Genomic DNA, 25,649 nt, shown 5'->3' with positions numbered 1-25,649 from the left:
CAGCGCGGCCGTGCCGTGGCCCGCGCTTGGGGCAGCTCCCAAACTGGGCAGGACACCAATTAAGGCCGCTCCACTGACTCAGGTTGCGCTCCTTGCGTCGTCCCAGTAGTCCGCGAGCATCTCGCCCGGCCAACCGGGTTCGCGTACCTCGCCACGCGGGCCCATCTCCCTGAAGTACGGAGCGAGGTCGTAGACCGGGCTTCCGTCGATCGCGTCCAGGTCCGTGACGTGCAGGTCCAGGCCGTCGACCTTCAGCAGCCGGGGGAAGGACTGGGCGAGCTGGTTCGGCCGACGGTGGTTGCGGTGAACGAACGTCCCGGTCGACGGCCACTCGGGATTATTGCGGGGACTACGGGCGTGGAGAGCGACGTCGTCGGGCGACGCCTGGTGGAAGTGCCAGACAACCAGCAGGTGGGAGAACTCCTCCAGACCCTCCACGACCTCGACGGGGAAGTCCGGATTCAGGCGGATGATGGCCGTGCCCGTCCAGTGGTCGTCGATGGGCTCGGTGCGTCCGCCGACCACGGTGGCGATGGGCTTGATCTCCAGTGACTTCGTCATGCGATCCGCACTCCCCTTCGAGCCTGCGTGGCGACGGCGTCAATCTACTCGGGCGAGATACGCGGCAGCCCGCGCGTCCAGGTCGGCGACCGCCGCGATGCCACGACGACGGTACGGAAGACGGGATGGCGCATATCCACGGCTGCCTGCCGTGCGCGTCCGGAGTAGATACCCTCCTCCATCGCGTCCAGTACGCCGCCCCAGGTGGCACACGCTTCCTCCACGCTCCGGCTCGCGATCTGCGTGACGCCGAGATATCCGAGCGTCACCGCGTACGTACGGCGAAACGCGGCTCCACGCGTCCGAACGCTGCGACGGAACTCTGATGTGCTGGCCATGTTGCTGAAGGAACCGTTCATGGCACACCGCATACCTCCACCGGAAGTCGGACGGTCGACTCCCGCAGCCCGTCCCCCGGGCCGTACAGCGACTCAGGGCCCTCTCCGAACTGGCGCTGCTCCTGCCTGCGAGCCCGCGCGGCATTGCCCCACTGACACCTGGCGAACTGGAGACCTTTTACGCGGGGCTGACGCAGCGGAAGCCGGTGTCGTTGTCCAGCATGGACGCGTTCGCCGCGTTCCGCAGTGATGGCGTGGAGCGCTCGAACGGGCTGGTGAACGCCGAGCCCTTCAGCTCGTACCGGCCGCTGCCGGGCGTCTCCTCGGTGGAGCACCATTCCCAGACGTTGCCGCACATGTCGAAGGCCCCGTACGGGCTGACGCCGGACTGGTAGCGGGCGACGGGTGTCGTCATGTCTATGCCAGTCTCGGCAACGTTGCACTTCGCGGCTGTGGGCTCGGTGCCCCACGGGTATATGCGTCCCTTCGAGCCGCGGGCTGCTTTCTCCCACTGCCGGGCCGTGGGCAGCGCTTTGCCGGCCCAGTGGGCATAGGCGGAGGCGTCGTTCCATGTCACCCACACCACCGGATGGGTGGCCAGGTTGGCGGGGAAGCGACCACCGGGCCAGTGCCGCGGAGGTCGGTGCCTGGTGGCGGCGATGAACTTCCTGTAGTCCTCGTTGGTCGTCGGGTAGATGTCGATGAGGAAGCTGTCCAGCCACACCGAACGGTTGTCGGCGCCGGACAGGAAAATGCCTTCCGCGACGAGGGTCATCAGCTTGCCGTCGACGGGGTGCTTGCTGGTGCGAGCATCTCGGCGCAGCAGTTCCTCGGCGCGTTCGTCGTGCTCGGCGGCGGCGCGTTCGGTGAGGAGGGCTGCGAACCGCTGCTGTACGTCGCGGTCCGCCTGGGCGAGAACGGTGTCGAGGGCCGCCTGGTTGACGAGACTGAGTTCCAGGGTCTCGCCGCGGCCCTCCCACCGGGGGATCTGGCGCTGGTTCACACCGACCAGTTCGGCGAACGCCTTGCCGGTCTTGCGCATCGCCTTACGCAGCAGGCCGGCCTCATGACCGGTCCACCTGATCACCCCCGCCATGTTCTCGCTCTACAGAGTCTCGCCGGGGACCGAGAGGTACGTCTCTCGAAGCTGGTTCAAGACGGGGTGCTCGTCGGGAAGTTCGGCCTCGTCGATCAACTTCAGGGCGCGGACGCCGACACTCGTGTTCGTCGCGAACGCAGCCGTCATACCCTTCGCCTGCTCCAGAGTGACGGTGGCTACCCGGTGCTCGGCATGCTGCTGGAGCAGTGCCATGGTGACGCCGGGAAGTACAGGCCCCTGCGGCCACACCACGGTGCCGTCGTGGTCGACGAAGCCGACGTTCCAGGTGCCGCCCTCGCTCACGAGTCCGTCGCGGCCGACGAACAGGGCGTCATCGAACCCGGCGAGCTGCGCGGCGCGGCGGGCGTGCAGGGCACCGAAGAGACCGACGTGCTTGACCGCCGGCAGATCGCGGTCGTACGGGACACTCATGGCTCGCAGCGGCTCCGGGGGCATCGCGCCGGCACCGCGCACAGAGACCAGGACGTGCGGCTCGTCGGCGTTCGCCGGGTGCCCCATATCCACTTTGGGGTCGTAGATCGTGACGCGGACGACGCACGGGCCGTTCTGTCCGTCCAGGTTCTGGCGGACATAGTCGCGGACGCGTCCGGTGTCGAGGTCTGCCCCCCACACAGCTTTGCAGTCCCTCACGAGACGTTCCATGTGCAGCGAAAGGCCGCGAATGCTGCCGTCGCCATCGACGCGCATGGACGTGAAGTGGCCCAGGTTGGTCAGGGCCAAGGGAAGCAAGTCGTCTGCGGATACGGGCTTTCCATCGAGTGTCACCATGCCGCCCAGCATGTCAGGACTGCCGATTCCGGCGGCACCCCAACGCTGGTTACTGACGAGTCAACGTCGTCGGCAAGTCATTCCCAAGCCTTCACCGCGCGGTGTTCTCTGGTCACCGTACGGACACGCTTGGTGATCAGTGAGACGAGGCGTGCCACCGCGCGACACACCCACGCCGCACGCCGCAGTGCCCACCTGGGAGGCTCCCGATGACCCCCACCACACCCGTCGCAACGGTCGCAGCAGAACTGCTGTCCCAGACCTCCGACGGCTTCGCGGTGGCGTTCCCCCCGGACAAGACCCGCGTTGCTCGCATGCGCCGCATCACCGGTGCCCACCTGCGGCTGTGGAAGGTCCCCGATCCCGAGGCCGAGAACATCGTGCTCGCCGTCTCCGAGCTGGTAACCAATGCCATCCGGCACGGCCGGGGAGACGTCGAGCTGCGAGTGCTGCGCACCCTCGACGAGCTGCGCATCGAGGTCACCGATGGCAACCCGACCCGGGCGGTGCTGCGCTGCGCGGACGCCGTGGACGAGACGGGTCGCGGTCTGTTCCTGGTCGCCGTCTTCGCGCGGGACTGGGGCGTCAGCGACGACGGCATGACGACGTGGTGCAGCTTCCGCGTCCCCGAAAGGAAGCCGTAATGGTCACCCTCGCGGACATCACCCCTGTGGTCTGCGGGCCTGTCTCCACCCAAGAGACGACCATGCGCAGGCTCGTTGACGCCCTGACCCGCTCGCTCGCGGACGACGGGATGAGCGACGACCTCTACGACGTCCTGAACGAGGTGCTCTGCGAGCAGGCCGGCCCCGCCCCAACGGCCCCGGGCCGCACGGTAAACAGCCTTTTAGCCCGTCTTTGTCTCCCCCTGCCGCGCCGGACGCGGCAGCATTCCACTCATGTGCTGAGTGAAGAGGAAGCCGCGCGTATCAGCGACAGGTTCCGCAGGGCAACGACCCAGCTCATACAGGTCGTACCGCACCGTGTCGCCATGTACCCCGCCGAGGAGCTGCGTCTCCTGCTTGCTCTGCGCGACGAGCGCCCGGAACCGGGCCAGGCCGTGCCTCACCTCCGTCGGTTTGCTCTCGCCATCCTCGCTCTCCTCGACCTGATGGGAGACGACAAGTGATGCGCTCGCCTGGCGGCAACCCCACCCCAGACAGCCGCTCGGCGCGAAGGGACGTCACAGCCTGGCGCGCCGAGCGGCGCACCACTCCGGGCCGACGCGGCGATGCGTCCCGCGTCGGCCCGGTTGACCACAGGGCCACTCGTCCGGCTCCGCCGGGACTGACCTCAGACAGGGGGACTCATGAAGCACACACTGGAGACTGACCGCGCGTCGATGCGTGAAAGGCTTGCCGACCCCACGCTCCTGGACTCGGCGTTCGCCGTGCCCGTGGGTGAGACGGACGGCGAGATGCGGTACCGGCTCGCCGTGCCGGTTGGCGGCTCCCGCCGGGCAGGATCTCTCACCGTCGCGAACGATGCCGAGGCGGAGGCGACGCTGTCCGCGCTGGCCGGCCGACAGGGATTCCCCTCCGTACGTTTGCGCGGGACTGGAAGCGCTCACAGCGCGCGCCGAACGGTCGTCTGGGGAGACGACTTTCCCCGCGGTGACGCCGTGACCCGTTGGAAACACCTCGGCTATTCCGACGAGGCGATCGTCCGATACGAACAGCAAGCCCTGAAGGGCCTGTAAGGACAGCAGATGTCTCGTCCACTGCAGGACTGATTGCAGCGGACAAGACGCCTCTACTGACTCTCCTAGGATTCCCATGCACCCAAAGCCGCTGGACACGTCACCGTCAGTCCATGCCTTACTCGGCGCAGAACTCAAATACCACCGCGAAAAGGAAGGAATGTCACAGGGAGAGGTGGGGCATCAGCTTTTTGTGACCGGCGCGTTCATTGGAATGCTGGAGGCGGGCACGCGCAAGATCCGGCCGGAAATCGCGCCCAGGCTTGACGACCTCTTCGACACCGGAGGGTTTTTCTTCCGAAACTGTGACGCACTGAAGAAATTACGACAGCCGGACCAAAGCATTGAAGCAGCCAAGGCCGAACAAACCGCAAAACGCATCCAAGAGTATGCCCCACAGGTCATCCCGGGAATATTGCGAACAAAGGCGTACGCGCAAGCGGCCCTCCATTCCGGCCTCCCAACAGCAGCCGAGGACGCGATCAAAGACCTGCTTACTCCAGTGCTCGAACGCGCAAAGATGCTCCAAGACGCAACAGGGCCCGCAGTGTGGACCGTACTTGACGAGGCCGTCCTACGGCGGATGATCGGCGGCCCTGCGGTGATGGCCGAAGCACTGCGCCACATCGCCACACTGATGCGTCGGCGCAGAATCATCGCACAGGTACTGCTATTTACGGCCGGCGGACACCCGGCAATTGAAGGCGCACTGAAACTGATGACCTTCTCGGATGCACCGACACTCGCCTATCTGAAATGCTTCGCATCTGGCCAGTTGTTTGACGATCCAGAAACAGTGGCACAATACGAATTTGCATACAGCCTGATTGCGGCGAGTTCACTATCACCGCCTGACTCCTTGGACCTGATCGAGTCCATGGCCGAGCATTACGACCTGAAAAGCAGGCGCACCTACAATCTGAGCCCCGTCCTCTTGCACCAATTCGAGCACATCGAACAACAGCCTCGAATTTCCCCGTAAGGAGACGCCAGCGCCTGGAAGCCCACTTCTCGGCTTCCAACGCCTTTCAGCTCAGGGGCGCGTCCAGAGCCGGAAAACACAGCTCACCACTACGAAAGGTGAGCTGGGATGAAGACCTCGCGCGCTGTTCTCGTCGCTGCTGGGGCAGGCGGCCCGCCCCACTCAACTGCCTCGCTCCTCCTCATGCGCTAACCCTTCAGCAACCACCCCGTCCTCTGGAGCCCGCATGCTCACACCGAATACCTTCCGGGGCGTCGAAGGCGCCTACCTGGCTCTGCTCAAGCTGGCAACCCACGAGCACGATCACCACATCACGGCCCGCGGTAACGAGGCCCGCGAGGTGATCGGTGTCGGCTTCCGGCTGCCCGACCCCCGCCAACGACTCCCCTACCTGGCGACGCGCAAGGCGAATCCCGTCTTCCAATTCGCCGAAGCCCTCTGGTATCTGGCCGGCCGCCGCGACCTGGAGATGGTCGGCTACTACGCGCCGTCCATGCGCTCCAGCTCCCCAGACGGCATCAACCTCGGCGGGTCCGCCTACGGCTACACCCTCTTCAACCCCGCCGACAGCGACACGGTCTCGCCGTTCGACCGGGTTCTGGAGCTGCTGCGCACGGAGACCGACAGCAAACGCGGGTACCTGCCGGTCTTCTCCGCCGCCGAACTGGCTGTCAGCGACAACCCCGACGTGGCCTGCCTGGCCGGGCTGCACCTGCTCGCGCGTCAAGGACGACTCCACATGGTGTGCAACATGCGCGCGAACGACCTGGACTGCGGTCTGCTCAGCGACGTCTTCAGCTTCACGATGATCCAGGAGTACGCGGCCGTGCAACTCGGTCTGGAGCTGGGGGTGTACACCCATTTCATCGGCTCGGCGCACGTCAACGATCGGAACGCCGAGCGCGTCGAGCGGGTGCTGAATGAGGCGGACGAGCGACGGCACCCGCAGCACTTTCCGTTCCCGGCGATGTCGGCGCGGACCACCCCCGCCACTATCACGCGGGTCCTCGAACATGAGGAGTTGCTGCGCACGAACAAGGCTCAGTACAGCGCGGACACGATCGCGAGCCTTGACGTGGACGCGTACTGGCAGCAGGCCGTACTGCTCTTCGAGGTCTACCGTCAGATCGAGCACGATCAGACCGATGCCGTGAGCCGTGATGTGCTGGACGCGCTCCACCCGGGCCTGCGCTGGCTCCTCGGACACCGCTGGCCGGCCTGCGCGAACGCCGGAGCCGAACAGTGAGCCGCAAGCCGCCGAGCGGCATCGGAGTAGAGGTGATCGACTTCTCCCGATGCGCGGTCGTCCTGTGCAAACCGGACGCCGTCCAGCGGGACTTGGTCAACGCCGTGCTCGAACGGATCGCTGCCACCGGCGTCACCGTCACCAACCGCCGCGAACTCACCGCGCAGGCATGGCAGGCCCACGTCCACTACTGGGACCTGTTGGTGGACGCCGACAGATTCCCCGGCCGGGACATCCCCGCGTGCCTGGACACGATGTATGCCCACCGGCCCGTGGCTGTCGCCCTCGCGCACGGAGAGCCCGGAATCCACGACCGTCTGCGGCAGCTCCTCGGTCACTTCGATCCGACCCAGGCCGCACCCGGCACCATCCGCGGGGACCTCGGCGACGACAGCCTCGCTGCGGCGCTCGCGGAGAAGAGGCTCGTACAGAACCTTGTACACACCTCCGACGACCCGAGCGCCGCCCGCCGCGACTTCGGCACCTGGTTCGGCGCCGATCGTCACGCGCTCCTCGCGCCTTCCGTCCCGCTCCAGTCCACGCCCAGCCGTCCCGGGCCACCTGACAACTTACGGAGGACTCCATGACCACAGCCGTACCGGGCCGCGCTCTGCCAATCCTGTCCGCCGACAAGATCGACGCGTTGAAGCCGTCACTCGCTGACGTGATCGAGTACCGCAAGTCGGGGCTGTCCCTGAACTGGATCGTGGGTTGCCCGCTGGACTGCGGGTACTGCGTCCGGCATCTCTTCGACAACTTCGAGATGAAGGTGCCCCGGCGCCTGATGAGCGACGAGGAGGCGGTCACTCGCCTCATCGGCCATCCGTACTTCCGAGCGCACAAGACTCCGATCCAGCTCCTCAACCGGGCCACCGACCCCATGCTCCCCATCGTCAAACCGCACGTGTTCTCCGTGCTGCGGAAGCTTGACGAGCAGGGTTTGACCAACCATGTCCTGGTCATCACGCGCTGGCGGGTAACCCCCGAGGACTGCGCTGTCCTCAACAGCTTCACCAACCTGCGCCTGACCGTGCTGGTCACGCACTCCAACATCGACAACCCCGACATCGAGCCTGTGGACTCCCGCATAGCAGCTCAGAGCCTGCGCACCCTCTACGAGCACGCGGACCGCTACCGAACAGTCCTGTACTGGCGGCCGATCGTGCCTGGCCTCAACGACTCCGCCACCGACATCGAGCGGGCACGGGTGCTGTCCCAGTACACGCACGCCACCGTCTTCACCGGGCTGTTCTTCCGCGAAGAGATCGCTTCGTACTACGAGTCGCACGGCCTGCCGATGCCGTACGACGAGACGGCCCGGCGGAAGATCATGCCCGAGGCTGCCGAGCAGCGGATACTCGACGCTTTCGAGCGTGACGGCGCCTGGGGCGCCCTCTTCCGCAAGACCTCCTGCGCAGTGGCCTACGCGCATGGCGAGGCGGACTACAACGGCCACTTCGGTGTTCGAGAACTGTGCGACATCTGTCCCGCGGAGCAGATCGCGCGGTGCCAGGGAGCGTGGGTCAAGCCGGATCTCGTGGCCGTCACGCAGGAAGCCCGAGCACTCGGTGCGACGGGCGAGGTAGAGGTCAACGACCGTGCCATTGTCGTGGAGGGACTGGACGAGCCGCCGCGCTACTTCCTTCAGCACGGCTTCGGCTACCAGTGCCACGACCGAGCCAAGCCCCACCACTACCGCCAGCACGGCCGGGCCCCCATCGGCTGGAAGGCGGAGGACGGACCCACCGGCGCATGAACTTCTCCTCCTGGCCCCGGCTCCTCGTTGTCGATGTCGAGGGCAACGGCACCAACCCGCCCGACCTGGTAGAGGTCGCCGCCCTTCCCGTACGCGAGGGGCGGCCGGACACGAGCACGGCGGGGGCGTGGCTGACCAAGCCGCGGCACCCCGTCACACCGCTCGCCGCTCGCATCCACGGCCTGACCAACGAACGACTGGAGAAGGAGCCGGGCTGGGAGGAGATCGCCGACGAGGTCCACGCCCTCCTGGGCGTCTCGTGGGTCTGTGCCCACAACGCACATGTGGACTACAAGGCGTTGTCCGCGCATCTTCCGCAGTGGCAGCCGGCCGGAGTGCTCGACACCCTGCGGCTGGCCAAGGCCACCTATTCCGACCTGCCGAAGTACTCCCTCGATGCCCTGATCGAGCACGCGCACCCCGACCTGAGCGCGGCTCCCGCACAGCGGCACCGAGCCACCTTCGACGCTTACGCCACGGCTCAACTCCTGATCGCCATGGCCGCCCGCTACGACACCTGGGACCAGCTCGTCGCCGCGGCCGTGCCGCCCGGCCTGCCCGGAGCCCCCGAACCAGAACAGGACCCCATGCTGTGGTGACCGCGACTTCGCCCATCCGCATCGGCGTGATGGGCACCCACTCCACCGGCAAGACCATGCTGCTCAAGCGCATCGAGATGGAGCTGCGCGGCCGTGGAATCCCTGTGGCCCGCACCGGCAGGCTCGGGCGACGCGCCGCGCTCGTCGGCCTGCCGAAGATGCAGAACCACACGGCGGCCTCCACCGAGTGGGTCATGGCACAGGGCATCGCCGACGAGATCGCTGCCGCTGCCCCGCCGGGCCCCGATGCCGTCCGAGTAGTCCTGGCCGATCGTGCTACCTGGGATGCCCTCGCCTATTTCCACGCGGCCCAGGAGTGGCGCCAGGAGCACGCGCACCGCCTGGAGCGCGAGCGGCTGCGGCTCCTCGCGTCCACCCAGGCCCCGAAATACGACCTGCTCTTCGCGACGGTCCTTGACTCGGCTGTCCCGCTCGCGCCCAAGCACGACTACGACACCCGATACCGCACGCTCGTCGACCGGCACACGCACGCGCTGCTGGACGAGGAAGAGATCCCACACGAGCGGGTGACCAGCGATGCCGACAGCCAGGCGCGGGCCGTGGAACGCGCGCTTGAGCTCTGCCTCAAGGAGGCCGCCATATGAGCAGCACACCGCCAGCGGGCACCATCACCATCGCGGGGAAGGCCGTCTCCCGCCTCGGCTTCGGCACCATGCGCCTGACCGGCCCCGGCGCCTGGGGCGACCCGCCCGACCGCGACCAAGCTCTCAGCGTGCTCCGACAGGCCGTCCATACGTACGGCATCACGCACATCGACACCGCGGACGCCTACGGCCCCCACACCGTCGAGCACCTGATCAAGGACGCCCTCCACCCGTACCCCGAAGACGTGCTGATCGCCACCAAGGTCGGCATGGCGCGGCCGGCCCCCAATGTGTGGACCCCTCATGGCCACCCCGCCTACCTCCGGGCCTGTGTCGAAGCGAGCCTCCGCCGCCTCGGCGTCGAGCAGTTGGAGCTGTGCTATCTGCACCGCATCGACGTGGAGGTACCGATCGCTGACCAGATCGGAACACTCCAGGCCCTCCAGGACGAGGGCAAGATCAGGCACATCGGCCTGTCAAAAGTCGTTCCCGAGGACTTCCAGCGAGTGACGAAGGAGGTCACCGTCGCGGCGGTACAGAACGTTCTCAACGTCCACGACCGCTACGACCCCATGCTCGAACTCTGCCGGGACGAAGGCATTCCGTACGTGCCCTATCGCCCCCTCGACGCGGGGAGCGCGGCGCTGGGCGGGAACGTCACAACCCCTCTCTCCTGGCTGCTCCAGCTCGGGCCTCACGTGGCTCCCATCCCAGGGACCAGCAACCCCCGGCACCTCGCGGACATCGTGAACGCCGTCAGGGACAGCGGGCGGCCATGACACCGACCGCCGCCTCCGCCGCAGCGCTCCCGCGTTCACGCGCCCCGTACGAAAACTGGCGGCCCCCGGTGATCGGGGTGATGCTCCTCGTGCCCATCGGTGCCGATGAACTACTCGTCGCGGACGCTACGGGCTGCGGTGACATCGTGCTCCCCACCGGCTCAGTAGAGAACGACGAATCACCTGAGCAGGCCGCCCAACGAGCGCTGCAAGGAACGCGACACGGCTTACCCGTGCTTCGACAGGTCGCCGTGAACCACATGCAGATGCGGCGCCGGAAGGTCATCTCACACCTCGTAGCGACGCATCCGCTTACCCACGAGGACACCGCGGATCTCGCGTACCGCGACCCTCGGGCCGTGCTGCGAGTCTTACCCACCGGGCAAGCCATCACGGAACTGCCCGAGAACGCGCAGGCACGGCTACTCCTCGGCCTACAGGCTCTCGCCATCGGCGTAATGGCCTACCTCGAAGGCGACGTCGTCCAGCGCGTTGAATCAGTCCTTGCCTCGTAGCCCTCCCGTGCGCGTGGGCGGTCCGGTACGACCAACCTCGTGCCGGGCCGTCCGCGCGTTGACTTTCCCCGCAACGAAACGGGCGGACACCATCTATGGCAGTGGTGCAGCGGGAGGCTCTGCCGGTCCCGGAGCATCCGGCTGGATCACATCGATCGTGCGGTGTCCACCCGTGTACGGGCCCATGCTTCCGACTCCGCGACGGCTCCGAGTCGCTCTGGAACGTCGAATCGGAACGACGACCATCAAGTTCGGCCCGCAGTCGGGCTGCACGGTGGGCGGCACCGTCCGCAGTGCCTCGGGCTGTTGCCGCGTCGGCCCGGAGCGTCTTGGCGAGTTCGTCGTCCTTCCCCTGAGCCTGGAGGACGAGCGCGCCCTTGCGGCGAGCGATGTCGGCAGCCTCAGCCAGCACGTCACCATGCTCGGTGTCGGGTCCCGCCGCTGCCGAACGCTCGCGAAGGCGACGGCTAAGTTCTTCCAGTTCATGCCGGTCTCCGCGTAGCCTCGGCGCACTTCTTCATATTCAGATTCGACGCTTGCCCGGTCGTCTCCGCGCAGCGTGGGACGTCCGAAACGGCTGGTGGCAGTCAGCTGCTGTTCGAGCTGCTGGAGGCGCTCACCACGGCTTCGCTTGGCCCGGTAGTCGTTGGTACGAAGACGGACGTGGTCCCCGACCGACAGCACCAGTTCACGGCCGCCGGGGAATGCGTAGGTGTGCTCAGGGTCGGTCGCCGACCTCGGCCGCGACCGCGTCCCCCGCCTCGCTGTGAAAGTCGCGTACTTCCTCAGTGCCCCCGGCCCCGACTCCGGCATCACCATGTTCCTACCAGGCAGCCACACCAACACCGGCCCAGTCACCGTCCTCGAAGGAGCAATCGACCCACCCGGCGCGATCACCCCGGACCTCGACCCTTAACGACGCCCTACTGTTCGAGAACCGAGTGTGGGCCCGGCCCCGGCCGGGCCCACACTCCTGCCCCGGCCTCTCCCCCGCTGGCACCGTAGCCGGGGCACCCCCTAGCAGGTTGCTGTCAGCATGATGGTAGGAAGCAGGCGACTCCGTGTCTGACGGGATGTCCTTCGTGCGAGCCACCGATCACGTCCCTGCGGACGGTTTCGTACCCGTCGTCCTTCCTATGGCTCTTTACTCGGTGGCCTTATGAACATCGCCCCGTTCTTGTCAAGTTGCTCCACCAGGAGAGCGAACGTCGCCTAGCGTCTAATCCGATGGACGAGGGCGAACGGAAGTGGCAGCGATGAGCGCGGGCAGCAGGGTGCGCAGAGGGGGCCGGTCTGCCCAGCAGGTGGCTCTGGAGGTGTGGGTTCGCAGTGGGGGCCGCTGCGTGCTGTGCAACACATACTTGCTGGACGGGCGAATGTCAGGGCGGACGGTGCGTCTGGGCGAGATCGCGCACATCGTCGGGCAGAGCACACATGAGCGCTCACCGCGAGGCGCGGATCCGCTGGAAGAGACGCTGCGGGACGAGGCGGACAACCTGATGTTGGTGTGCGCTCAGGAGCACACCGAAATCGATGCGAAGGCCACACAGGACATCTTCACCGTTACGTGGCTGCATGATCTGAAGCAGGAGCATGAGGACCGCATCAGGCACGTGACCGGTCTGGGACCCAGCCGTGCCACCACAGTGGTGCGGATGATGGGTCCGGTGCACGGGAAGGCTGTGGAACTGTCGCGGCAGACCGCCGCGAGCGCGGTGACGGCGCGGCACCGATTTCCGCTGTTCTTGGAGTCCTATTCCCGGCATGGGGTGGAGATCGATCTGCAGCGCACGCCTGGCGAGGAGGACACGACGTCCGGGAACGCTCTGTCCGCAGCAGCAGCGAGCCGCAGCTACTACCGGCAGGCGGTACAGGTCATCGATGAGGTGATCAGGCATCAGCTGCGGCCGGGCGTCGAGCGCGGCTCCGTGCAGCATGTGAGCGTGTTCGGGTTCGCGCGCCTGCCGCTGCTGGTGTACTTGGGGTCCCGGCTGGACGATACTGTGCCGACGGATGTCTATCAGCGTCACCGGCCCGAGCAATCCTGGGTGTGGCCGGCTGAGACCGGCCCGGCCACGGAGTTCACTGTGCGTGTGGTCGGCGGCGACCTGGTCGATGACGAGGCCGTGGTGATCATGAATGTCTCGGGGGCGATCATCCCCCACGAGGTCCCTGCGGAACTCGCAGCCCTGCGCCGCTACGAGATCAGCCCAGCCAACGCGGCGACCCGCCCGGACATACTGCGCCAGCGCGCGTCCCTACGGCATCTGGAGGACACTCTCCGAGACTTCCTGGCACGGCTGGAGACCGAGGCGAAGACGCTGCGACGGTTGCACGTCCTGCCTGCCATCCCCATGTCCGCAGCGTTGGTACTGGGCCGTGTCCATCATCCTCAGGTCCACCCCCAGTTGGTGATCTACGAGCGGCTGGCGGGGAGCTATGTGTCCACACTCGAGGTGGGGCAGACCACCAGCTGACGCAGCGGCAGGCAGCACCGCTGTGCGCGTGCGAGCGACTGTCCGCGTGCACAACGCCGCCCCGTCCTGATGCCCAGCCGAGGCATGGGCCCATCTATCGGTCCAGGCTCGTGTGGGCTATGAAGTGGTGGGCCGGGAGGGTGCCGGTATGGGGCTGGGCACACAGGTGGGTTCCTGATACGGGGTGACGCATCTGGGTGCCCAGGAGGTTGACCAGGGTGGCGGTTGTTGCCATGAGGTCGGCGGCGGAGCCATGGAACGTGGGGGTGGAACAGCCGCGGGTGGGGCGTAGTTCGTCGCCTGGGGCCGGTTCGGTCCACAGGCGGTGGTAGGGCTCAAGGCTTGGGGTGTCCAGGACGTGCTGGCCGCTGGTGTGGTCGATAGCGGAGAGACTGGCGGGGTTGTCGGGGGCGGCGATGGTGAGGATTCCCAGGCTGGCGGTGAGGCTGTCCGTGGCCATCTGGGCGAGAACCGCTCTGCGGTGGGGGCGCTGGGCAAGGAGGTCGAGGAAGCGTCCGGTGGCCATGCTGACGGTGGCGTCGATGATGATGTCCGCGTGGTCGGCGGCCTCAAGGAGAGCGGAGTCGGGGAGCGGGTCGGTGATATCGATGGTGACGTCGTCCCGGATAGTGCGCAGGCGCTGGGCCAGGACTGCCGCCTTGTTCATTCCGATGTGGTTCTCGGTGTAGTTCTGCCGGACGAGGAGTCCGCCGGTGATACGGCCGGGATCGCTGAGGGTGAGCCGTGAGGCTCCGGCGCGGGTGACCAGTTCGGCCGCCCATGAGCCGATGCCGCCGCAGCCCCAGATGTGGACATGGGCGCCATGAAAGGCGTGAACGGGGCGCTGGGTGTCCCGGCGGGTGGTGACCTCAGGGCGCTCGTCGGAGAGGTAGCACCATTCGATAGCAGCCTGGCGCAGTTCGTCGGGCAGGGTGCCCAGGTGGCTTGGTATTCGACGGCGGGCAAGCAGGCGCAGCGTGTCACTGGGTTGGGCCTGCAGTCGGCCGGCGAGGAGGAAAGGTGGTGCTGCCGGTGCAGTGGGGTGCCTGACGGCTAGGACGAAGTGCTGGGCCGTTCCCTCGGGGTTGCGCAGGGCGCTGGCAGCAAGTGCGGTCAGCAGCGCCTGGGATGCGTCGCCCGTCCGCAGGGCGAACACGGGCGTGTCGGCGGTGGTGGAATCGATGAGCGTCACGAGCTCGGCCAGAGTGCTGCCGGCCCCCAGGGGCAGCGAGTGGTCCACCGGCAGAATCGGGGTGCGGCGGCTGTGCGCGTCTGCGGGCTGCCCGGTCAGGTCGAGTCGGTCGGGGGAGCGCGGGGTGAGCCAACCTGTGCCGTGGCTGTGGTGCGGGACGGGTTCTCGCACGACCACAGTAGGAGCACCTGGAGTGTGGTGCAGGATGCCTCCGACGGGGTGGTAGAGGGCGGTCTCGGGGTCGAATCTGCCAGCCGCCGCGTCAGCGAGCCACTCCCACAGTCGGTTCATGACGGGGGTGATTCCGGCGGTGGGGTCCCATTCCCGGGCGGGGTCGAGATAGATGCACAGCCGGTTGCCCTGCAGTACGTGCGGGGTGCCGGCGAACCGAGTGTGCGTGGTCTGCACCCACGGCGGGATCCTGGGGGTAGGGGGGAGTACGAGGATGAAGTCCTCGACCTCCCCCACGGCCAGGCCGCCCGGCCCCTGGGGCATGTCGCCAGTGCGGACGCTGATGGGGACGATGACCGGGCCTCCGGGACCAGTGCGAGGGTGGCCGGTGACGCGCAGGTCCTGGCGGTGCCCGGCCGCGAGCGTCTTGAGCTGGTCCAGCAGCTCCTGCTGCCACGCGTTGGGCCGAGCCCGAGGCATATTGCGCTTGCTCATCCAGCACGCCCGTTACGGGACGTAGTGGTGATCAGCAGCGGTGTCGGGAACTTGGGCTTCGTCGGGTTGACCGAGGCAGTGGGGCGCGGAAGGGCGGGGAATGAGTCGCCGAACAGGTTCCGCCACAGGCGTACGCTCGTGTCGTAGTCCGGCTCGTCGTAAGCCTCGCGGATCTGGCGGGCGTGGGTGTGGATGCGCTCACGGAAGTACGCGTAGGTCACCTGGTTCCAGCGGTGGTCGAAGGTGACGCCAGACCCGGATGGGTCGGGGATGGAGGGCTTGACGGGGCGGTCCTGCAGCCATACGTCGAGGTCCTCGACGATGGTGAGCAGGGCGGTGGGCACGTTGCTGTAGGAGCCGGGCTCGCTGACGACCTTGGTCTCGCTGACGCGCTCGCCGAGAAGGGTGGTGAGGATGATGGAGCGGGTGCCGGTGAAGGACTTCCGGTGGTTTCGCAAGTACTTCATCAGGCGGATGATCTTGCGTAGGTTGCCGTCGGCGATGCCGTCCTTCTTCTGCATCCAGGCGGTGAAGCCGGCCGGGTTGGTCTCCTCCCACAGGTTGTCGTCGCGGTTGACGATCACCTCGCGGCCATCCTCCAAGTGGAGGTAGGGCACGATGTCGACGTGCATGGAGTTGGCGTAACTCAGCTGCACGCAGCGGCACTTGCGGGTGTGCGGCATGTCCCCGTAGGCACTGTGCCGGTGGAGGGCGGCGTAGACCTTGTCGATGTACGTCTTGGGACTGTCAGCCCACTCGATTACCTCAGCGAGGTGAAGCATGAAGTCGGCATCGAACTCGCTGCCGCCGACGGGGTTAATGATGGTGCGCTGGGCCCAGGATCCTTGCGGCTTCTTGCCGAGGACCAGCGGCCCGAGGTCGGGGTCGGCCTTGAGGGCGTTGTAAATGGCCTCGACGCGGGTAGCGAGGAGGTCGAGCTTGGCCTGGCTGAGGTTCACAGCGTCCCGGAGGAACACGTCGAAACCTTTGACGTGCTGCATGGCGGTGCTTCCTTTCTGTAGGGGCTGAAGGGCTCGGATGGCGCTTGTCTGGCGTGACGGGGCCACGCGGGTGCGACGGCCACGCCGACAGGCACGACGGCATAGGCCACGGAGAGTGGTGGGGGCGGAAGGCCACGGGGACCCGCTCGTGGAGCGGGTCGCCACGGGGACCCGCTCGTGGAGCGGGTACGCCCCCTCGTATGGGTTGTTGTGCGAAGTGACGGTCCCGGGGTGCGTGCTCGCGTGGGAGAACGGCGGCGGCGCTTCGCGGAGGGTCCGCCGCTCCGCGGCATCAGCGGATGACTGCTCGCGACGCTGGCCATCGGATGGAGATCGGTGCAGTCCAGTCAGAGGTGCCGAGGCCATCGCGGCCAGGCACATGCACTCGGTACGCCCGTTATACGCGCGGGTGGACTCCTCTCAGCCTCAGGCCGAGCAGGGCTCACCTCACACGCAGAGAGACCGGTTACTCTCTGCTGTAACCAGTGCACCACACAGAGCAATGCTCGCGCAAGACACATTTTGAGCGTCAGTCTCGCTGACATTCCAGCAAACGCCACTGACACTGCTTCAGCCAGGCTATGGGCGTGCCAAGTTCAGCCGAGGGCCCGTTCGGGGCAGCCGACGGCCAGTCCGCCTACTGGCGGCCGGAGCGCGCTCTCAGTGGGCAGGACCTGAGACAATGCCGAGGTTCATCAGGCGGTACGTCATGGCCATCTCGCTCAACACGAACTGCTTGGCAAGCACGCGGACAAGATCGTCCGTCGTCCGGAAACTGATGCGCTGGGCAGCCCGGCGGACCATCTCCTCCGGGGCGAGCAACGCCGCAGCGAAGCGGTTGGCGTCGATCTCCTCACGGTCGGTGGCCATGCTCGACAACGAGTTGCGGTAGTTCACGCGTGCGTCGGTGTCCAAGATCAACGGACGTCCCTCGTGCAGGCGCAAATGCCCCAGCTCGTGTGCCACGGTGAAGCGCTGCCGTTCGCGCGAGTGGGTCTCGTTGACACCGACGACGCAACTGCCGTCTTTGCGGAGGAGCATGCCTGAGACATCGTCATCCATGCGTTGAGGAACAACGAGGACATCGAGTTCGCGGGCCAGCTCGAACGGGTCGACCGGGGGCTCATCGATGCGGAACTCACGCAGCAGCGCACGTGCCACGATGTCAGCCTTCGCCATGACCATCCCTCATCTTGGCGGCCTGCGCCCACACCGCAGCTACGTCCGCAGCATGTCGGGCCGGCAGACCGGCCGCCTCGTCGGGGCGGAGAGGGGGCAGCAGTTCCGCCGGTTGTACGTTTAGCGCCACGGCGATAAGAGCGAGCCGGTACAGCGGCGGCGCCTGCGTCCCGGCTTCGATGTTCGCGATCGAAGCGCGCGACAGCCCCGCTTGGCGCCCCACATACGCCTGGGTCACCCCCGCGCGCCTCCGCGCGTCTCGGATGAGCCCAGCCACAGCCCTGTTGAACGCCTGCTCCTCCACATCGCCCCCAAGAACCGCCAGCGTCGCTGACAACCTAGTGCCCTACCTCCAGCACTGCCAGGCCCCTGTTCGAGCATGGAACACGTCCGGACACCTGCCAGCCTCCGCTCACGACCACCCGGCCAAGCACAGAGCCGCAGGCCAGTGTGGGCTCAGCACCTAGATCGATGCGACGCCCCTCAAACCTTTGCCGTAAGAACCACCCCTCCAACGGCTCCATTCAGGTGAAGCGTCAGCACCAGAATCCCAGGGCCACTGGGCGGGGCCCATGCGATCACGCATGGTGCGGCGGGCACGAACGGACAGTCGGCACAGCATCGAAGATTTCGGGAATCCATCTCCAGGCCGGGCTGGGCCGTGAACAGGACGCGCCAGCGCTGCCCGGTCGTAGATGCGACCCCAGCTGAGACCGTGATCTGGCAGCTCCCTACCGTGGATTGGGCTAGGCTCATCCAGCCCGTCCACCACCAGGGCAACTCCACGTGCGGCGAACTCGCCGAGGGGCGTGCCGCCCGAATCGCAGGCGTCGATCACAGCGCTCTCGATACGCTTAGTGAGATAGACGGGAACCGCCGCCTGCGCGGGCGGCGGTGATGCCCTGCTGGTGTTGACGCTCGGCTGCCAGGGTCTTACGCGGCGAAGCCGACCTCCAGCACCACGACACGGCTCTCCGTCGAGGCGACGACCGCTGCGGCCAGGGTTCCCAGCTGGGGGGTGTCGGCGAACTCGGACGCCATAGCGATCGGAACACCGACCGCGTGCCAGCGCTGCGCCATGCGGGCCCGACTCGCGTCAGTCATGTCCAAGCGTTCCCGACCCCTCAAGCCACGGTTGCAGCACCGCGGTGTCGTCACGTCCGGTCACAGCGATTCCGGCAGACCGCCCACTGCGATGGACCCGTCACTGACGCGGACATCTCGCGCGGCGAGTCGAATGCTGCTGCGGCCCACGGGACGAGTCGTCGTCCTGCTTGATGGAAACTCTTCACGTGCTATTTCCGTTCCCTGCGGCCGCCCTGCCGATAAATCTTTGGGTGTCTCAGGTGTTGTTGTCGCCCGTCACAGCCTCACCGATCGAGCCGCCTGCCGCGACCGATTTTGAGCCCGGTGCGTCCACCGCTCCGTTTGGCGCCGGCGCACTCGGCGGGACGGCCGGGGCCAGCACAGAGACCTGATTGCCATCGCCTGTCACGGCCCTTCCGATGCTCCCCCCGGCCGCAACGGACCCTGGGCCTGATGCTGTGGTGTGGCTCGGCTGCTGAACGGACTGGAGCAACAGCGCCCGCACGGTGAGGACAGTCATGACGATCGCGGTGGTGTCGGCGACAAAGCCTGCCGCAGTCCCCGCCGTGTCGAGATCCTTTAGCCACAGCAGCAGCGTCAACCCCACAACGCTCAAGCCGGCTGCCGTCGCCACTGCCCACAACATGCCCCTGCGCCAGCCGACCATCATCGCATCTCCAGATCATCTTCGTTAATCACAACCTAGTTGACCGTCCTACGCCCCAAACCGTGTCACGCATCATCAGTCTGTTCGCAACGTGTCATGCCCAGTGCGCTGCGGGACCAGAAGTCCAAACTGGGCGCACCGTCCACCCTCTGCGTGAAAGGAAGCCAGCGCCGACTCCTGCCACAGCGCTGGGCGTAGATCTCGGCGTCAAAGGCGTCGTGCGCGATCAGCGCCACCACGCCTACTGCGTCCCCGACGGACGCATCATTCATTGCCGTGGTCTTGGAGTGCGACCGGAGAGCATGCACAAGCAACGGGCTGGAGATGCAGGAACCGTCGAACTCGCCGAACCCTGCGTGCAGCACCAGTCGCAATTGCGGCAACAGGTAGCCTGCCTTGCGTGTGGTGTGATCCCAGTCTGCCGCCATCATCTGGTCCAGCTCGTGAAGCAGGAAGGCCCCCAGGGTGCGTACATCCTCAGCTCCGGTGAACAGCAGCAGAGTCTCGCCGGTGTCGAGTTCCTGACCGTAGGCGATCACTCCGTCGGTGCCCACCTGGCGCAGCGCATGCTTGACATAGGAACGCACCAAACGGTGACCAGGGTGTAGCGAGACACTCTGGCCGACCCAGTTGACGATGCCGACAAGCACAGGAACGAGGGCTTTGACCTTGGCGGCAGTCAGAGGCTGGGGCGCCGCGCCCGCTTCAGTCGGTTTTGAGGCCCCGTCCCCGGTACTGCCGAAGATCAGGTAGTAGTTGATGACGTTGTGATCGCCGGTCACGGCGACGCCGATGTTGCGGCCAGCCGCAATGGCCCGCTCGCCCGAGACCGTCACTGAAGGCTGCGCCTGCGGGCCGGAAGAGGGCTCCGACACGGGACCTCTGTTTCTGACTTCATCCCACGCACTAGATAGGCGCGAAGTCTGATCTGGTCAAGACTCGGTCATCATAGAGCCCATGCCGATCACGCGCGGGATGACTGGAGGGACTGAACGGGAAAGGGGCGCGCGCTGCGATGCGACCTCCACGTTCAATGTCCCTCGCACCTGATCCCAGCGCGGTAGAACTTTCCCCCCTCCATCAAGCACCCGGCTCTGGCTGCGCTCGCGCTCCTGTCTTCGGCTCTCTCGGCGCTGCCGCCGCAGGCGCGCGCCCACAACTGCCCGGAGGGAGGACCCGACGCGGTGCAACCTACCTACGTCATCAAGGCGGCTCGCTCCCCAGCTCACCGCCGACGCTCCTGCCTTCGACCCGCCCTGTCCCTCGAAAAGGCACCTGCGCCCAAGCCTCTCCACCGACCTCGCTTGAGTCGGCAGCTCGCATGGGATGGGCAAGTCCCGGGGCGACCTGGCATGATCCGTAGCCATACGTAATCTTCATGAGGAGTGCGGGATGGCATGTACTTCAGGGCGGCCAACTCTGGGTCAGGATGCCGACCGAGCCCTTTTTGCCGAGTCGGCTGGTACTTGCCTCCTATGCAACACCACACTCTTTCCCTCGGACCCAAAGCGTAAAAGATCCATCCCGATCGCAGAACGGGCTCACATCGTGGCCCATAGCGACGACGGACCACGTGCAGATTCCGGGATTTCACAACCGGATCGCGATTCCCCATCAAACATAGTGCTCCTCTGCCCCAACTGCCACACGAAAGTAGACAAAGCGCCGGAAAGTTACCCAGCCGATTATCTCACCAAAGCAAAGGAGGCGCGAAAGCAAGCCGTTTCTCGCATTGGCGGGACGCCTTCGTTCTCCAGCAGGATGGAAGCCCGAAAGGCGGCTAGGAGGATTTTGCTGCGAAATAGAATACTATTTGAGACCAAGGGGCCCGACCCCATCACTGGGTCCACTGGGTCGCGAGAAAAGGCTGCCGTTTGGTCCAGTTGCATCCTCAATGAGATCGTCCCCAATAGCCGCCTACTCGTAGCACTGATTGAGGTGAATGAGGATTTGGCCACCGCAGAAGAGATGGAAACGGCAGAGCTTCTTCGTCAGCATACTGACGCGCTTGAAAGCAAACACAAGGGAGAACCCTTGCTCGGGCCAGCTCCTCGATTCCCCGCACGGGCTGAGAAGATTTTTACGGAGGAGGGAGAGTGACCGAAGTCCAATACCTAACCAACTGGTTTACTCCTAAGATTTCGGACCATGATGCAGTATATTCGACTTCCAGCATTTCCGATCGCCGCCTTCGAGTAATTAGGCGTGATGGGGTGCAGCTCAGCATCGCGCCGATTCGCACAGAAACCCTTACCCCGCCCCTAGTGGAAGCCATTCTCCGAGAAGATGAGGCGACGATCATTTGTCTAGTTCCAAAGACCGCACACTATCTTTGGTCGGCGAGGGAGCGTGCAAATGAGCTGGGATCCGATGTACAGACGATGAGCGAGGTTTTCTGGTCCATGGCCGAGGATGACCCTCAGGGGTTCTTATCAAAGGACGTGGACTCCACTAGGAGGATTCTTGGGCAGCACTCAAGGGTGCAGCAGGTTCAAATGGTGTGCGAGTCATCGATGACACTCATCCGAAAAGGGGGAATGGCAAGCGTCACCGTTTCGGTCGAATATGGATACGAGTTCGGTGAAGAATCCCTGGTAAAGGCACTGGGCAGGCACCCTGGAGTGGATGTCGTACTGAACTCCAACCCAAGCGGACGGGCGACTTCTGCGGCGTTGGAACACGCCGAGCATGCAGGCGTACGCCTCTTGAGCCTCGCCGAACTTATGGGGGTAATCAATAATCCCTAGTTCATACGTCGAGGCCACCCTCACACAGGTGATCTCTTACTGCTCGGATCTTCTTTGCGGGGTTCGCCTATTCGTATTCGGTTCAGCTCTGCGATCCGGAGACAAACCTCGCGACATCGACGTCCTTGTTCTATACGAGGATGGGAATCTAGAAGCGGCACATATCCTCTGCAATCGAATTAGATCGCTAATTACGTTTCCACCACTGGACGTCATCGCCCTCAGTGAATCCGAGGAAAGGGAGACCGCCTTCATTGAGGGTGTAAAAGCGGTGAGGCTGTGGCCAACGTAAACGTCTACGAGTCGGAGGTCGGCATGCGCGAGACGCCGCCTTGTAGGAGAGGACCACTCAGCATCGTGCTCACTTTGCGACGCTCCCACTCAGTCGCCGGGGAAGCCACTGCCAGTCCTCCAAAGCACCTTTGGAGCAGTTGCTGCAGGCGTTCCTGACCGTCGACAATGAGTACGTCATGCAGGCAGGCGCAATCGGTCAGGCTCTGCTTGCCGACGACACAGACGTAGATGCCGGCGATCTGCAAGCCTCTTGCCGCCGTGGAGAGTTGGGCGTCGACGGGTAGCGGGATCCTCCGCGCCAGTTCCTGCGCGAAGACCCGCTCGATCCTGGGACGTCCCAGCAGCCCGAAAAGACCACCTGCCGCACGGCCGACGACATCGTGCAACTGATCCTTCCCCAGCAGGATCCGGCGAGCCAGCAGCGCGAGATCGTCACAGCCTCTCCTGCTGTGGCGCTTGACCAACCTGCTCCAAGAGTCGCCCGAGGCGTAAGCGACCGCGCGCTCAGCGATGACAGCAGTGCCACCGCGCTCTACTACGTCCAAGGCCGCCCTTGCCGACCCCTCAACCCTCAGACGCTCCCGCGCGGGTCGCGTTGGCGGCTGGGAGATACGTGGAGTCGGGAGGGCAACCCGAGCCGCCGAAGGGCGAGGTACTCGCCGCGGCGCCTGGACACGCTTGACAGGTCGGCTTCGAGGCGTAGGAACGCGGCCCGCTGGCTTGCCCAAATGGTGATGACAGCGGGTATCCGGGCGACTCACTCGGTTCTTGCATAACGTGCGGTCCGGCTTCTGCGCACGACATCGATAGACCATGTCGAAAGCCTGAAGACCCGCCTGGAGCGGGGGCAAGCATGCCTATTTGGCCAAGCGCACGGCTTCAAACGCTCAGTGAGCCAGAACAGCAGCCGGCACGGACCGGAGGCACGCCATGGAATCGCTCTGGCCAAGTCAGGAGTGACGAACCGGGGCAGACTCCGTATGAACAGTTGGAAGGCGTGCTGACGCACGCGCGAGCGGAGGAGGTGCTCCGAATCTTCGCGGGAGCACACCGCCCCCATGATCTTTATCATGAAGTGCTTTGCCATGCTGACGCGACCACCCGAACCGCCTTGGCAATTGCGCAGTCGCAGACCCAGCCCCACTCCAGCCCTTCAGGGCGGTACACCAGGGTCAGAAGCGGTCAATCGAACCGGCTTCCGTACTGCTCGCTCACCCACGTAATCCCTGGTCAGAGCGCTGCGGTACTCCGGAGCGTCGTTGATTCCCAAGCTCAGAGCGCGAGTTCGATTCTCGTCACCCGCTCCACGCAAAAGCCCCAGGCCAGCGGCCCGGGGCTTCCTTGTTGTCTAGACCTCTTAGAGAGTGGCATGCCCTCCGCGTGCCCCAAGTCGCCCAGATCGATCCACAGCCGAAGGGGCAGATGGCGTCCAGACCGCAGCACGACAACTAAGGCTTCTCGGGTCCCGAGACCCTCTGACGCGGTCTGCGCCACCCAGGATGAACAAGGCTCGCGGCAAGTACGCAGTTGGCCCGCTTCACCCCTCCCTCACCTGAGCCGCCACCAGCCAATCCCTCCGGTTGCGGCAAGCCAGGCCGTCGCCGCCGATGAAGAACACCGCCGAACGTCCGCATTACCACTCAAGCCAGCCTTGCGGGTTGGAAATCAACAATTCGGTTCATAGACGCGCTCTGACGGTGACGATGTCTCCTGCTAACGAACGGTTAACAGGAGAGGCGCGTCCATGGTCTACGTACGCACCAGCACGCTCGACTCGATCGAAGCTGCGGTGAACAAGAACAACGGCTCGGCCGTCATCCGCAACGCTTGGGTGCGCGACCGGGAAGGGATGGATCGTCTGCGGATCACGCGCCTGCAAGCTGTCCGCACTCAGATCGTACGCCGAGGTCTGCGCACGTTCCCAGAGCGCTTGCTCCACTCCGACGAGCGCTGGGCCTTCGTCGTCTACAGGCCCGAACTCCTCGTCCTTGACGTAAGTGTGCTCGCTTCCGAGGCGCAAGAGCGTGCGGCGCTCGACTACATCATGGACGCGCTCAGCAAGGGCCCGCACGGGCAGTTTCAGGTCAATGAGAATCGGTTCCAGAACATGCTCCGCAGGCTCGCGATGGCCCGCCCCGAGATCCACTGGGAGTTTAAGCGACCTACCACAGCCGCATAAGATTCAGAGACTCAATCATGGCGGCGCCTGCGGCTCAGCCTGAGCACTCAGCGCAATACGGCTGTTTCCTCGAAGACGCCCCACTTCTTAGTGGGCGGTTCGTAAGGTGATGTCCGTTTCCGGCTGAGGGTGGGAGCGAGGCCGCTGGTGGAGGTTCCGTCGGCTATTGCTTTCTGGCGAAGTTGCCGGTGTCGGCCTCGGTGAGGATCCCGAGCTTGACCAGGCGTTTCAGCTTGGCGCGGGTGCCTTCGACGTTCTTCGGCAGCGAATCGTGGCCGAGGGCTTTGCAGACGTCCTTGGCCCGTAGCGGCCCGGTTGCGTGGTTGAAGGCAGTCAGGATGCGGGGGTAGTCCGGGTGTTCGGGCAGGGCCGGCACGACGGCCGGGAGCCGGTCGGCGAGGCCGGTGACGGTCTTGCGGGTGATCGCGAGGTGCTCCAGGTGGGTCTCGGCCTCCCGCAACCGGGTCTGCAGGTCGTTGATCTGTGCGCGGAAGTCGTCGGCCAGGGCCCGGGCGGCGTCTTCTTGGAGGTCCAGGGCGTCGAGCAGGGGCCGGATGTTCACGCTGCCACCGCCTGCGGCTCGCGCCAGGTGAGCGCGTTCGCGCCGGTGAGGCGTCGGGTCATGATGTGGGTCATCGCCCAGTAGACGCGGGAGGCGGAGGAGGAGGGGCGGTGCTCGTAGTCGCGGACCAGGCGCCGGTGCAGTATCAGGATCCCGTAGGTCTGCTCGACCCTCCATCGCTTCGGTTGCGGCACGAACCCCTTGACCTGCGGGTCGCGTCCGACGATCTCGACGTCGATGCCCAGGCCGGCGCCGTGCACGACGACCTGGTTCTTGAAGCCTTGGTCCACCAGGGCTTTGCGGACGGTTCCGCCGGCGTGCTCGGCGACCTTGTCCAGCAGGACGACACCCGCGGCGTTGTCGTGCGTGTTCGCGGCGAGGACGACGACCGCGATGACCAGGCCGAGGACGTCCACGGCCAGGCCGCGCTTGCGGCCCGGCACCCGCTTGGCCGGATCATGGCCACTCGTGGAGGCGGGGACCCCGGCGGCCACGTGGACACTCTGGGTGTCCAGCACCACCAGGGTCGGGTCCTCTACTGAGGTTGTAGGCGTGGTGTCGTCAGTGTGAGTCCAGTCGCGGTGAGGCATCCGTCGATGGCGTTGCTGCAGTACTGGATCTGGCGGAGGCC

General features: G+C 65.7%; 29 protein-coding genes and 1 pseudogene. 16 read left to right on the top strand and 14 right to left on the bottom strand.

What is annotated here, in order from left to right; all coding sequences use genetic code 11:
• Window positions 1–78: 78 nt before the first annotated feature.
• From ACFRKB_RS35755 to ACFRKB_RS35740, 4 genes are all read right to left on the bottom strand, one after another.
• Window positions 79–561: an SAM-dependent methyltransferase gene (locus ACFRKB_RS35755; protein WP_383110787.1), complete on the bottom strand. Its 483-nt coding sequence runs from the start codon at window positions 559–561 to the stop codon at window positions 79–81.
• A 44-nt stretch (window positions 562–605) separates the two neighbouring features.
• Window positions 606–899 (bottom strand): hypothetical protein, encoded by a 294-nt coding sequence (locus tag ACFRKB_RS35750; protein ID WP_383110786.1) that lies wholly within the window; start codon window positions 897–899, stop codon window positions 606–608.
• 178 nt (window positions 900–1,077) lie between these two features.
• Window positions 1,078–1,995: a formylglycine-generating enzyme family protein gene (locus tag ACFRKB_RS35745; protein WP_383110785.1), complete on the bottom strand. Its 918-nt coding sequence runs from the start codon at window positions 1,993–1,995 to the stop codon at window positions 1,078–1,080.
• A 9-nt stretch (window positions 1,996–2,004) separates the two neighbouring features.
• Complete coding sequence (locus ACFRKB_RS35740; RefSeq protein WP_383110784.1) at window positions 2,005–2,787, bottom strand: aminotransferase class IV family protein; 783 nt, start codon at window positions 2,785–2,787, stop codon at window positions 2,005–2,007.
• A gap of 209 nt (window positions 2,788–2,996) precedes the next feature.
• Between ACFRKB_RS35740 and ACFRKB_RS35735 the strand changes: the two genes are divergently transcribed.
• From ACFRKB_RS35735 to ACFRKB_RS35675, 13 genes are all read left to right on the top strand, one after another.
• Entirely contained in the window at window positions 2,997–3,431 is a 435-nt protein-coding gene (locus ACFRKB_RS35735) for an ATP-binding protein (RefSeq protein WP_383110783.1), read from the top strand.
• Window positions 3,431–3,916, top strand: coding sequence for a hypothetical protein (locus ACFRKB_RS35730; protein ID WP_383110782.1), 486 nt, complete (start codon window positions 3,431–3,433; stop codon window positions 3,914–3,916). Before ACFRKB_RS35735 ends, ACFRKB_RS35730 begins: the two co-directional genes overlap by 1 nt.
• A 180-nt stretch (window positions 3,917–4,096) precedes the next feature.
• Window positions 4,097–4,486 (top strand): DUF6302 family protein, encoded by a 390-nt coding sequence (locus ACFRKB_RS35725; RefSeq protein ID WP_383110781.1) that lies wholly within the window; start codon window positions 4,097–4,099, stop codon window positions 4,484–4,486.
• 76 nt (window positions 4,487–4,562) lie between these two features.
• Window positions 4,563–5,468, top strand: coding sequence for a helix-turn-helix domain-containing protein (locus ACFRKB_RS35720; protein WP_383110780.1), 906 nt, complete (start codon window positions 4,563–4,565; stop codon window positions 5,466–5,468).
• A gap of 226 nt (window positions 5,469–5,694) precedes the next feature.
• A complete protein-coding gene (locus ACFRKB_RS35715) occupies window positions 5,695–6,714 on the top strand; it encodes a thymidylate synthase (protein ID WP_383110779.1) in 1,020 nt (339 codons plus the stop codon).
• A complete protein-coding gene (locus ACFRKB_RS35710) occupies window positions 6,711–7,301 on the top strand; it encodes a nucleoside-diphosphate kinase (protein WP_383110778.1) in 591 nt (196 codons plus the stop codon). Before ACFRKB_RS35715 ends, ACFRKB_RS35710 begins: the two co-directional genes overlap by 4 nt.
• Window positions 7,298–8,470 carry a radical SAM protein gene (locus tag ACFRKB_RS35705; protein ID WP_383110777.1) on the top strand — a complete coding sequence of 391 codons (1,173 nt, stop codon included), beginning with the start codon at window positions 7,298–7,300 and terminating at the stop codon, window positions 8,468–8,470. The genes ACFRKB_RS35710 and ACFRKB_RS35705 overlap by 4 nt, the downstream gene beginning before the upstream one ends.
• Window positions 8,467–9,069 carry a 3'-5' exonuclease gene (locus ACFRKB_RS35700; RefSeq protein ID WP_383110776.1) on the top strand — a complete coding sequence of 201 codons (603 nt, stop codon included), beginning with the start codon at window positions 8,467–8,469 and terminating at the stop codon, window positions 9,067–9,069. Before ACFRKB_RS35705 ends, ACFRKB_RS35700 begins: the two co-directional genes overlap by 4 nt.
• Window positions 9,066–9,674, top strand: coding sequence for an AAA family ATPase (locus tag ACFRKB_RS35695; protein WP_383110775.1), 609 nt, complete (start codon window positions 9,066–9,068; stop codon window positions 9,672–9,674). Before ACFRKB_RS35700 ends, ACFRKB_RS35695 begins: the two co-directional genes overlap by 4 nt.
• Window positions 9,671–10,453: an aldo/keto reductase gene (locus tag ACFRKB_RS35690; RefSeq protein ID WP_383110774.1), complete on the top strand. Its 783-nt coding sequence runs from the start codon at window positions 9,671–9,673 to the stop codon at window positions 10,451–10,453. Before ACFRKB_RS35695 ends, ACFRKB_RS35690 begins: the two co-directional genes overlap by 4 nt.
• Complete coding sequence (locus ACFRKB_RS35685) at window positions 10,450–10,968, top strand: hypothetical protein (RefSeq protein WP_383110773.1); 519 nt, start codon at window positions 10,450–10,452, stop codon at window positions 10,966–10,968. Before ACFRKB_RS35690 ends, ACFRKB_RS35685 begins: the two co-directional genes overlap by 4 nt.
• 184 nt (window positions 10,969–11,152) lie before the next feature.
• A complete protein-coding gene (locus tag ACFRKB_RS35680; protein ID WP_344269691.1) occupies window positions 11,153–11,470 on the top strand; it encodes a hypothetical protein in 318 nt (105 codons plus the stop codon).
• An 889-nt stretch (window positions 11,471–12,359) separates the two neighbouring features.
• Window positions 12,360–13,445, top strand: a complete 1,086-nt coding sequence (locus ACFRKB_RS35675; RefSeq protein ID WP_344269688.1) for an SAVED domain-containing protein — start codon at window positions 12,360–12,362, stop codon at window positions 13,443–13,445.
• A gap of 94 nt (window positions 13,446–13,539) precedes the next feature.
• Here the strand turns inward: ACFRKB_RS35675 and ACFRKB_RS35670 are convergent, their stop codons facing one another.
• The 7 genes from ACFRKB_RS35670 to ACFRKB_RS35640 all read right to left on the bottom strand — a co-directional run bounded on the left by ACFRKB_RS35670 (window position 13,540) and on the right by ACFRKB_RS35640 (window position 20,111).
• Window positions 13,540–15,303 carry a ThiF family adenylyltransferase gene (locus ACFRKB_RS35670; protein WP_383110772.1) on the bottom strand — a complete coding sequence of 588 codons (1,764 nt, stop codon included), beginning with the start codon at window positions 15,301–15,303 and terminating at the stop codon, window positions 13,540–13,542.
• Window positions 15,300–16,304 (bottom strand): SMODS domain-containing nucleotidyltransferase, encoded by a 1,005-nt coding sequence (locus ACFRKB_RS35665; protein ID WP_383110771.1) that lies wholly within the window; start codon window positions 16,302–16,304, stop codon window positions 15,300–15,302. Before ACFRKB_RS35665 ends, ACFRKB_RS35670 begins: the two co-directional genes overlap by 4 nt.
• A gap of 660 nt (window positions 16,305–16,964) precedes the next feature.
• The gene (locus tag ACFRKB_RS35660; RefSeq protein WP_344269680.1) at window positions 16,965–17,483 is read right to left on the bottom strand and encodes an ImmA/IrrE family metallo-endopeptidase; all 519 of its coding nucleotides are present in this window, start codon (window positions 17,481–17,483) and stop codon (window positions 16,965–16,967) included.
• Window positions 17,470–17,760, bottom strand: a complete 291-nt coding sequence (locus tag ACFRKB_RS35655) for a helix-turn-helix domain-containing protein (protein ID WP_383110807.1) — start codon at window positions 17,758–17,760, stop codon at window positions 17,470–17,472. Before ACFRKB_RS35655 ends, ACFRKB_RS35660 begins: the two co-directional genes overlap by 14 nt.
• A gap of 656 nt (window positions 17,761–18,416) precedes the next feature.
• Window positions 18,417–18,587: a hypothetical protein gene (locus ACFRKB_RS35650; protein ID WP_383110770.1), complete on the bottom strand. Its 171-nt coding sequence runs from the start codon at window positions 18,585–18,587 to the stop codon at window positions 18,417–18,419.
• 238 nt (window positions 18,588–18,825) lie between these two features.
• Window positions 18,826–19,170 carry a hypothetical protein gene (locus ACFRKB_RS35645; protein WP_383110769.1) on the bottom strand — a complete coding sequence of 115 codons (345 nt, stop codon included), beginning with the start codon at window positions 19,168–19,170 and terminating at the stop codon, window positions 18,826–18,828.
• 131 nt (window positions 19,171–19,301) lie between these two features.
• A complete protein-coding gene (locus tag ACFRKB_RS35640; RefSeq protein WP_383110768.1) occupies window positions 19,302–20,111 on the bottom strand; it encodes a hypothetical protein in 810 nt (269 codons plus the stop codon).
• A 517-nt stretch (window positions 20,112–20,628) separates the two neighbouring features.
• Between ACFRKB_RS35640 and ACFRKB_RS35635 the strand changes: the two genes are divergently transcribed.
• Both ACFRKB_RS35635 and ACFRKB_RS35630 read left to right on the top strand, forming a co-directional pair.
• Window positions 20,629–21,336 carry an HNH endonuclease gene (locus ACFRKB_RS35635; protein ID WP_383110767.1) on the top strand — a complete coding sequence of 236 codons (708 nt, stop codon included), beginning with the start codon at window positions 20,629–20,631 and terminating at the stop codon, window positions 21,334–21,336.
• Complete coding sequence (locus ACFRKB_RS35630) at window positions 21,333–21,983, top strand: hypothetical protein (protein WP_383110766.1); 651 nt, start codon at window positions 21,333–21,335, stop codon at window positions 21,981–21,983. Before ACFRKB_RS35635 ends, ACFRKB_RS35630 begins: the two co-directional genes overlap by 4 nt.
• Window positions 21,984–22,279: 296 nt before the next feature.
• Here ACFRKB_RS35630 and ACFRKB_RS35625 read toward each other — a convergent pair whose 3' ends face one another.
• The gene (locus tag ACFRKB_RS35625; protein WP_383110765.1) at window positions 22,280–22,741 is read right to left on the bottom strand and encodes a hypothetical protein; all 462 of its coding nucleotides are present in this window, start codon (window positions 22,739–22,741) and stop codon (window positions 22,280–22,282) included.
• A 1,280-nt stretch (window positions 22,742–24,021) separates the two neighbouring features.
• Between ACFRKB_RS35625 and ACFRKB_RS35620 the strand changes: the two genes are divergently transcribed.
• Entirely contained in the window at window positions 24,022–24,456 is a 435-nt protein-coding gene (locus tag ACFRKB_RS35620; RefSeq protein ID WP_383110764.1) for a hypothetical protein, read from the top strand.
• Window positions 24,457–24,619: 163 nt separating this feature from the next.
• Here the strand turns inward: ACFRKB_RS35620 and ACFRKB_RS35615 are convergent, their stop codons facing one another.
• Window positions 24,620–25,018, bottom strand: coding sequence for a hypothetical protein (locus ACFRKB_RS35615; protein ID WP_383110763.1), 399 nt, complete (start codon window positions 25,016–25,018; stop codon window positions 24,620–24,622).
• Window positions 25,015–25,557: pseudogene (locus ACFRKB_RS35610) on the bottom strand (transposase); the annotation flags it as partial. The gene ACFRKB_RS35615 and the pseudogene ACFRKB_RS35610, both read right to left, overlap by 4 nt.
• Window positions 25,558–25,649 lie beyond the last annotated feature (92 nt).

The organism is Streptomyces scopuliridis (assembly GCF_042790125.1).
Taxonomy (GTDB): Bacteria; Actinomycetota; Actinomycetes; order Streptomycetales; family Streptomycetaceae; genus Streptomyces; species Streptomyces scopuliridis_A.
This window is presented reverse-complemented; position numbering and strand designations above follow the sequence as displayed.

What these genes read in the sequence shown, in the direction of transcription:
- ACFRKB_RS35670 (WP_383110772.1), bottom strand. Translation starts at nt 15,303, where the DNA reads ATGAGCAAGCGCAATATGCCTCGGGCTCGGCCCAACGCGTGGCAGCAG.
- ACFRKB_RS35700 (WP_383110776.1), top strand. Translation starts at nt 8,467, where the DNA reads ATGAACTTCTCCTCCTGGCCCCGGCTCCTCGTTGTCGATGTCGAGGGC.
- ACFRKB_RS35750 (WP_383110786.1), bottom strand. Translation starts at nt 899, where the DNA reads ATGGCCAGCACATCAGAGTTCCGTCGCAGCGTTCGGACGCGTGGAGCC.
- ACFRKB_RS35740 (WP_383110784.1), bottom strand. Translation starts at nt 2,787, where the DNA reads ATGGTGACACTCGATGGAAAGCCCGTATCCGCAGACGACTTGCTTCCC.
- ACFRKB_RS35730 (WP_383110782.1), top strand. Translation starts at nt 3,431, where the DNA reads ATGGTCACCCTCGCGGACATCACCCCTGTGGTCTGCGGGCCTGTCTCC.
- ACFRKB_RS35735 (WP_383110783.1), top strand. Translation starts at nt 2,997, where the DNA reads ATGACCCCCACCACACCCGTCGCAACGGTCGCAGCAGAACTGCTGTCC.
- ACFRKB_RS35720 (WP_383110780.1), top strand. Translation starts at nt 4,563, where the DNA reads ATGCACCCAAAGCCGCTGGACACGTCACCGTCAGTCCATGCCTTACTC.
- ACFRKB_RS35650 (WP_383110770.1), bottom strand. Translation starts at nt 18,587, where the DNA reads ATGACTGACGCGAGTCGGGCCCGCATGGCGCAGCGCTGGCACGCGGTC.
- ACFRKB_RS35620 (WP_383110764.1), top strand. Translation starts at nt 24,022, where the DNA reads ATGGTCTACGTACGCACCAGCACGCTCGACTCGATCGAAGCTGCGGTG.
- ACFRKB_RS35680 (WP_344269691.1), top strand. Translation starts at nt 11,153, where the DNA reads ATGCTTCCGACTCCGCGACGGCTCCGAGTCGCTCTGGAACGTCGAATC.
- ACFRKB_RS35725 (WP_383110781.1), top strand. Translation starts at nt 4,097, where the DNA reads ATGAAGCACACACTGGAGACTGACCGCGCGTCGATGCGTGAAAGGCTT.
- ACFRKB_RS35755 (WP_383110787.1), bottom strand. Translation starts at nt 561, where the DNA reads ATGACGAAGTCACTGGAGATCAAGCCCATCGCCACCGTGGTCGGCGGA.
- ACFRKB_RS35705 (WP_383110777.1), top strand. Translation starts at nt 7,298, where the DNA reads ATGACCACAGCCGTACCGGGCCGCGCTCTGCCAATCCTGTCCGCCGAC.
- ACFRKB_RS35715 (WP_383110779.1), top strand. Translation starts at nt 5,695, where the DNA reads ATGCTCACACCGAATACCTTCCGGGGCGTCGAAGGCGCCTACCTGGCT.
- ACFRKB_RS35635 (WP_383110767.1), top strand. Translation starts at nt 20,629, where the DNA reads ATGGCATGTACTTCAGGGCGGCCAACTCTGGGTCAGGATGCCGACCGA.
- ACFRKB_RS35690 (WP_383110774.1), top strand. Translation starts at nt 9,671, where the DNA reads ATGAGCAGCACACCGCCAGCGGGCACCATCACCATCGCGGGGAAGGCC.
- ACFRKB_RS35685 (WP_383110773.1), top strand. Translation starts at nt 10,450, where the DNA reads ATGACACCGACCGCCGCCTCCGCCGCAGCGCTCCCGCGTTCACGCGCC.
- ACFRKB_RS35660 (WP_344269680.1), bottom strand. Translation starts at nt 17,483, where the DNA reads ATGGCGAAGGCTGACATCGTGGCACGTGCGCTGCTGCGTGAGTTCCGC.
- ACFRKB_RS35745 (WP_383110785.1), bottom strand. Translation starts at nt 1,995, where the DNA reads ATGGCGGGGGTGATCAGGTGGACCGGTCATGAGGCCGGCCTGCTGCGT.
- ACFRKB_RS35665 (WP_383110771.1), bottom strand. Translation starts at nt 16,304, where the DNA reads ATGCAGCACGTCAAAGGTTTCGACGTGTTCCTCCGGGACGCTGTGAAC.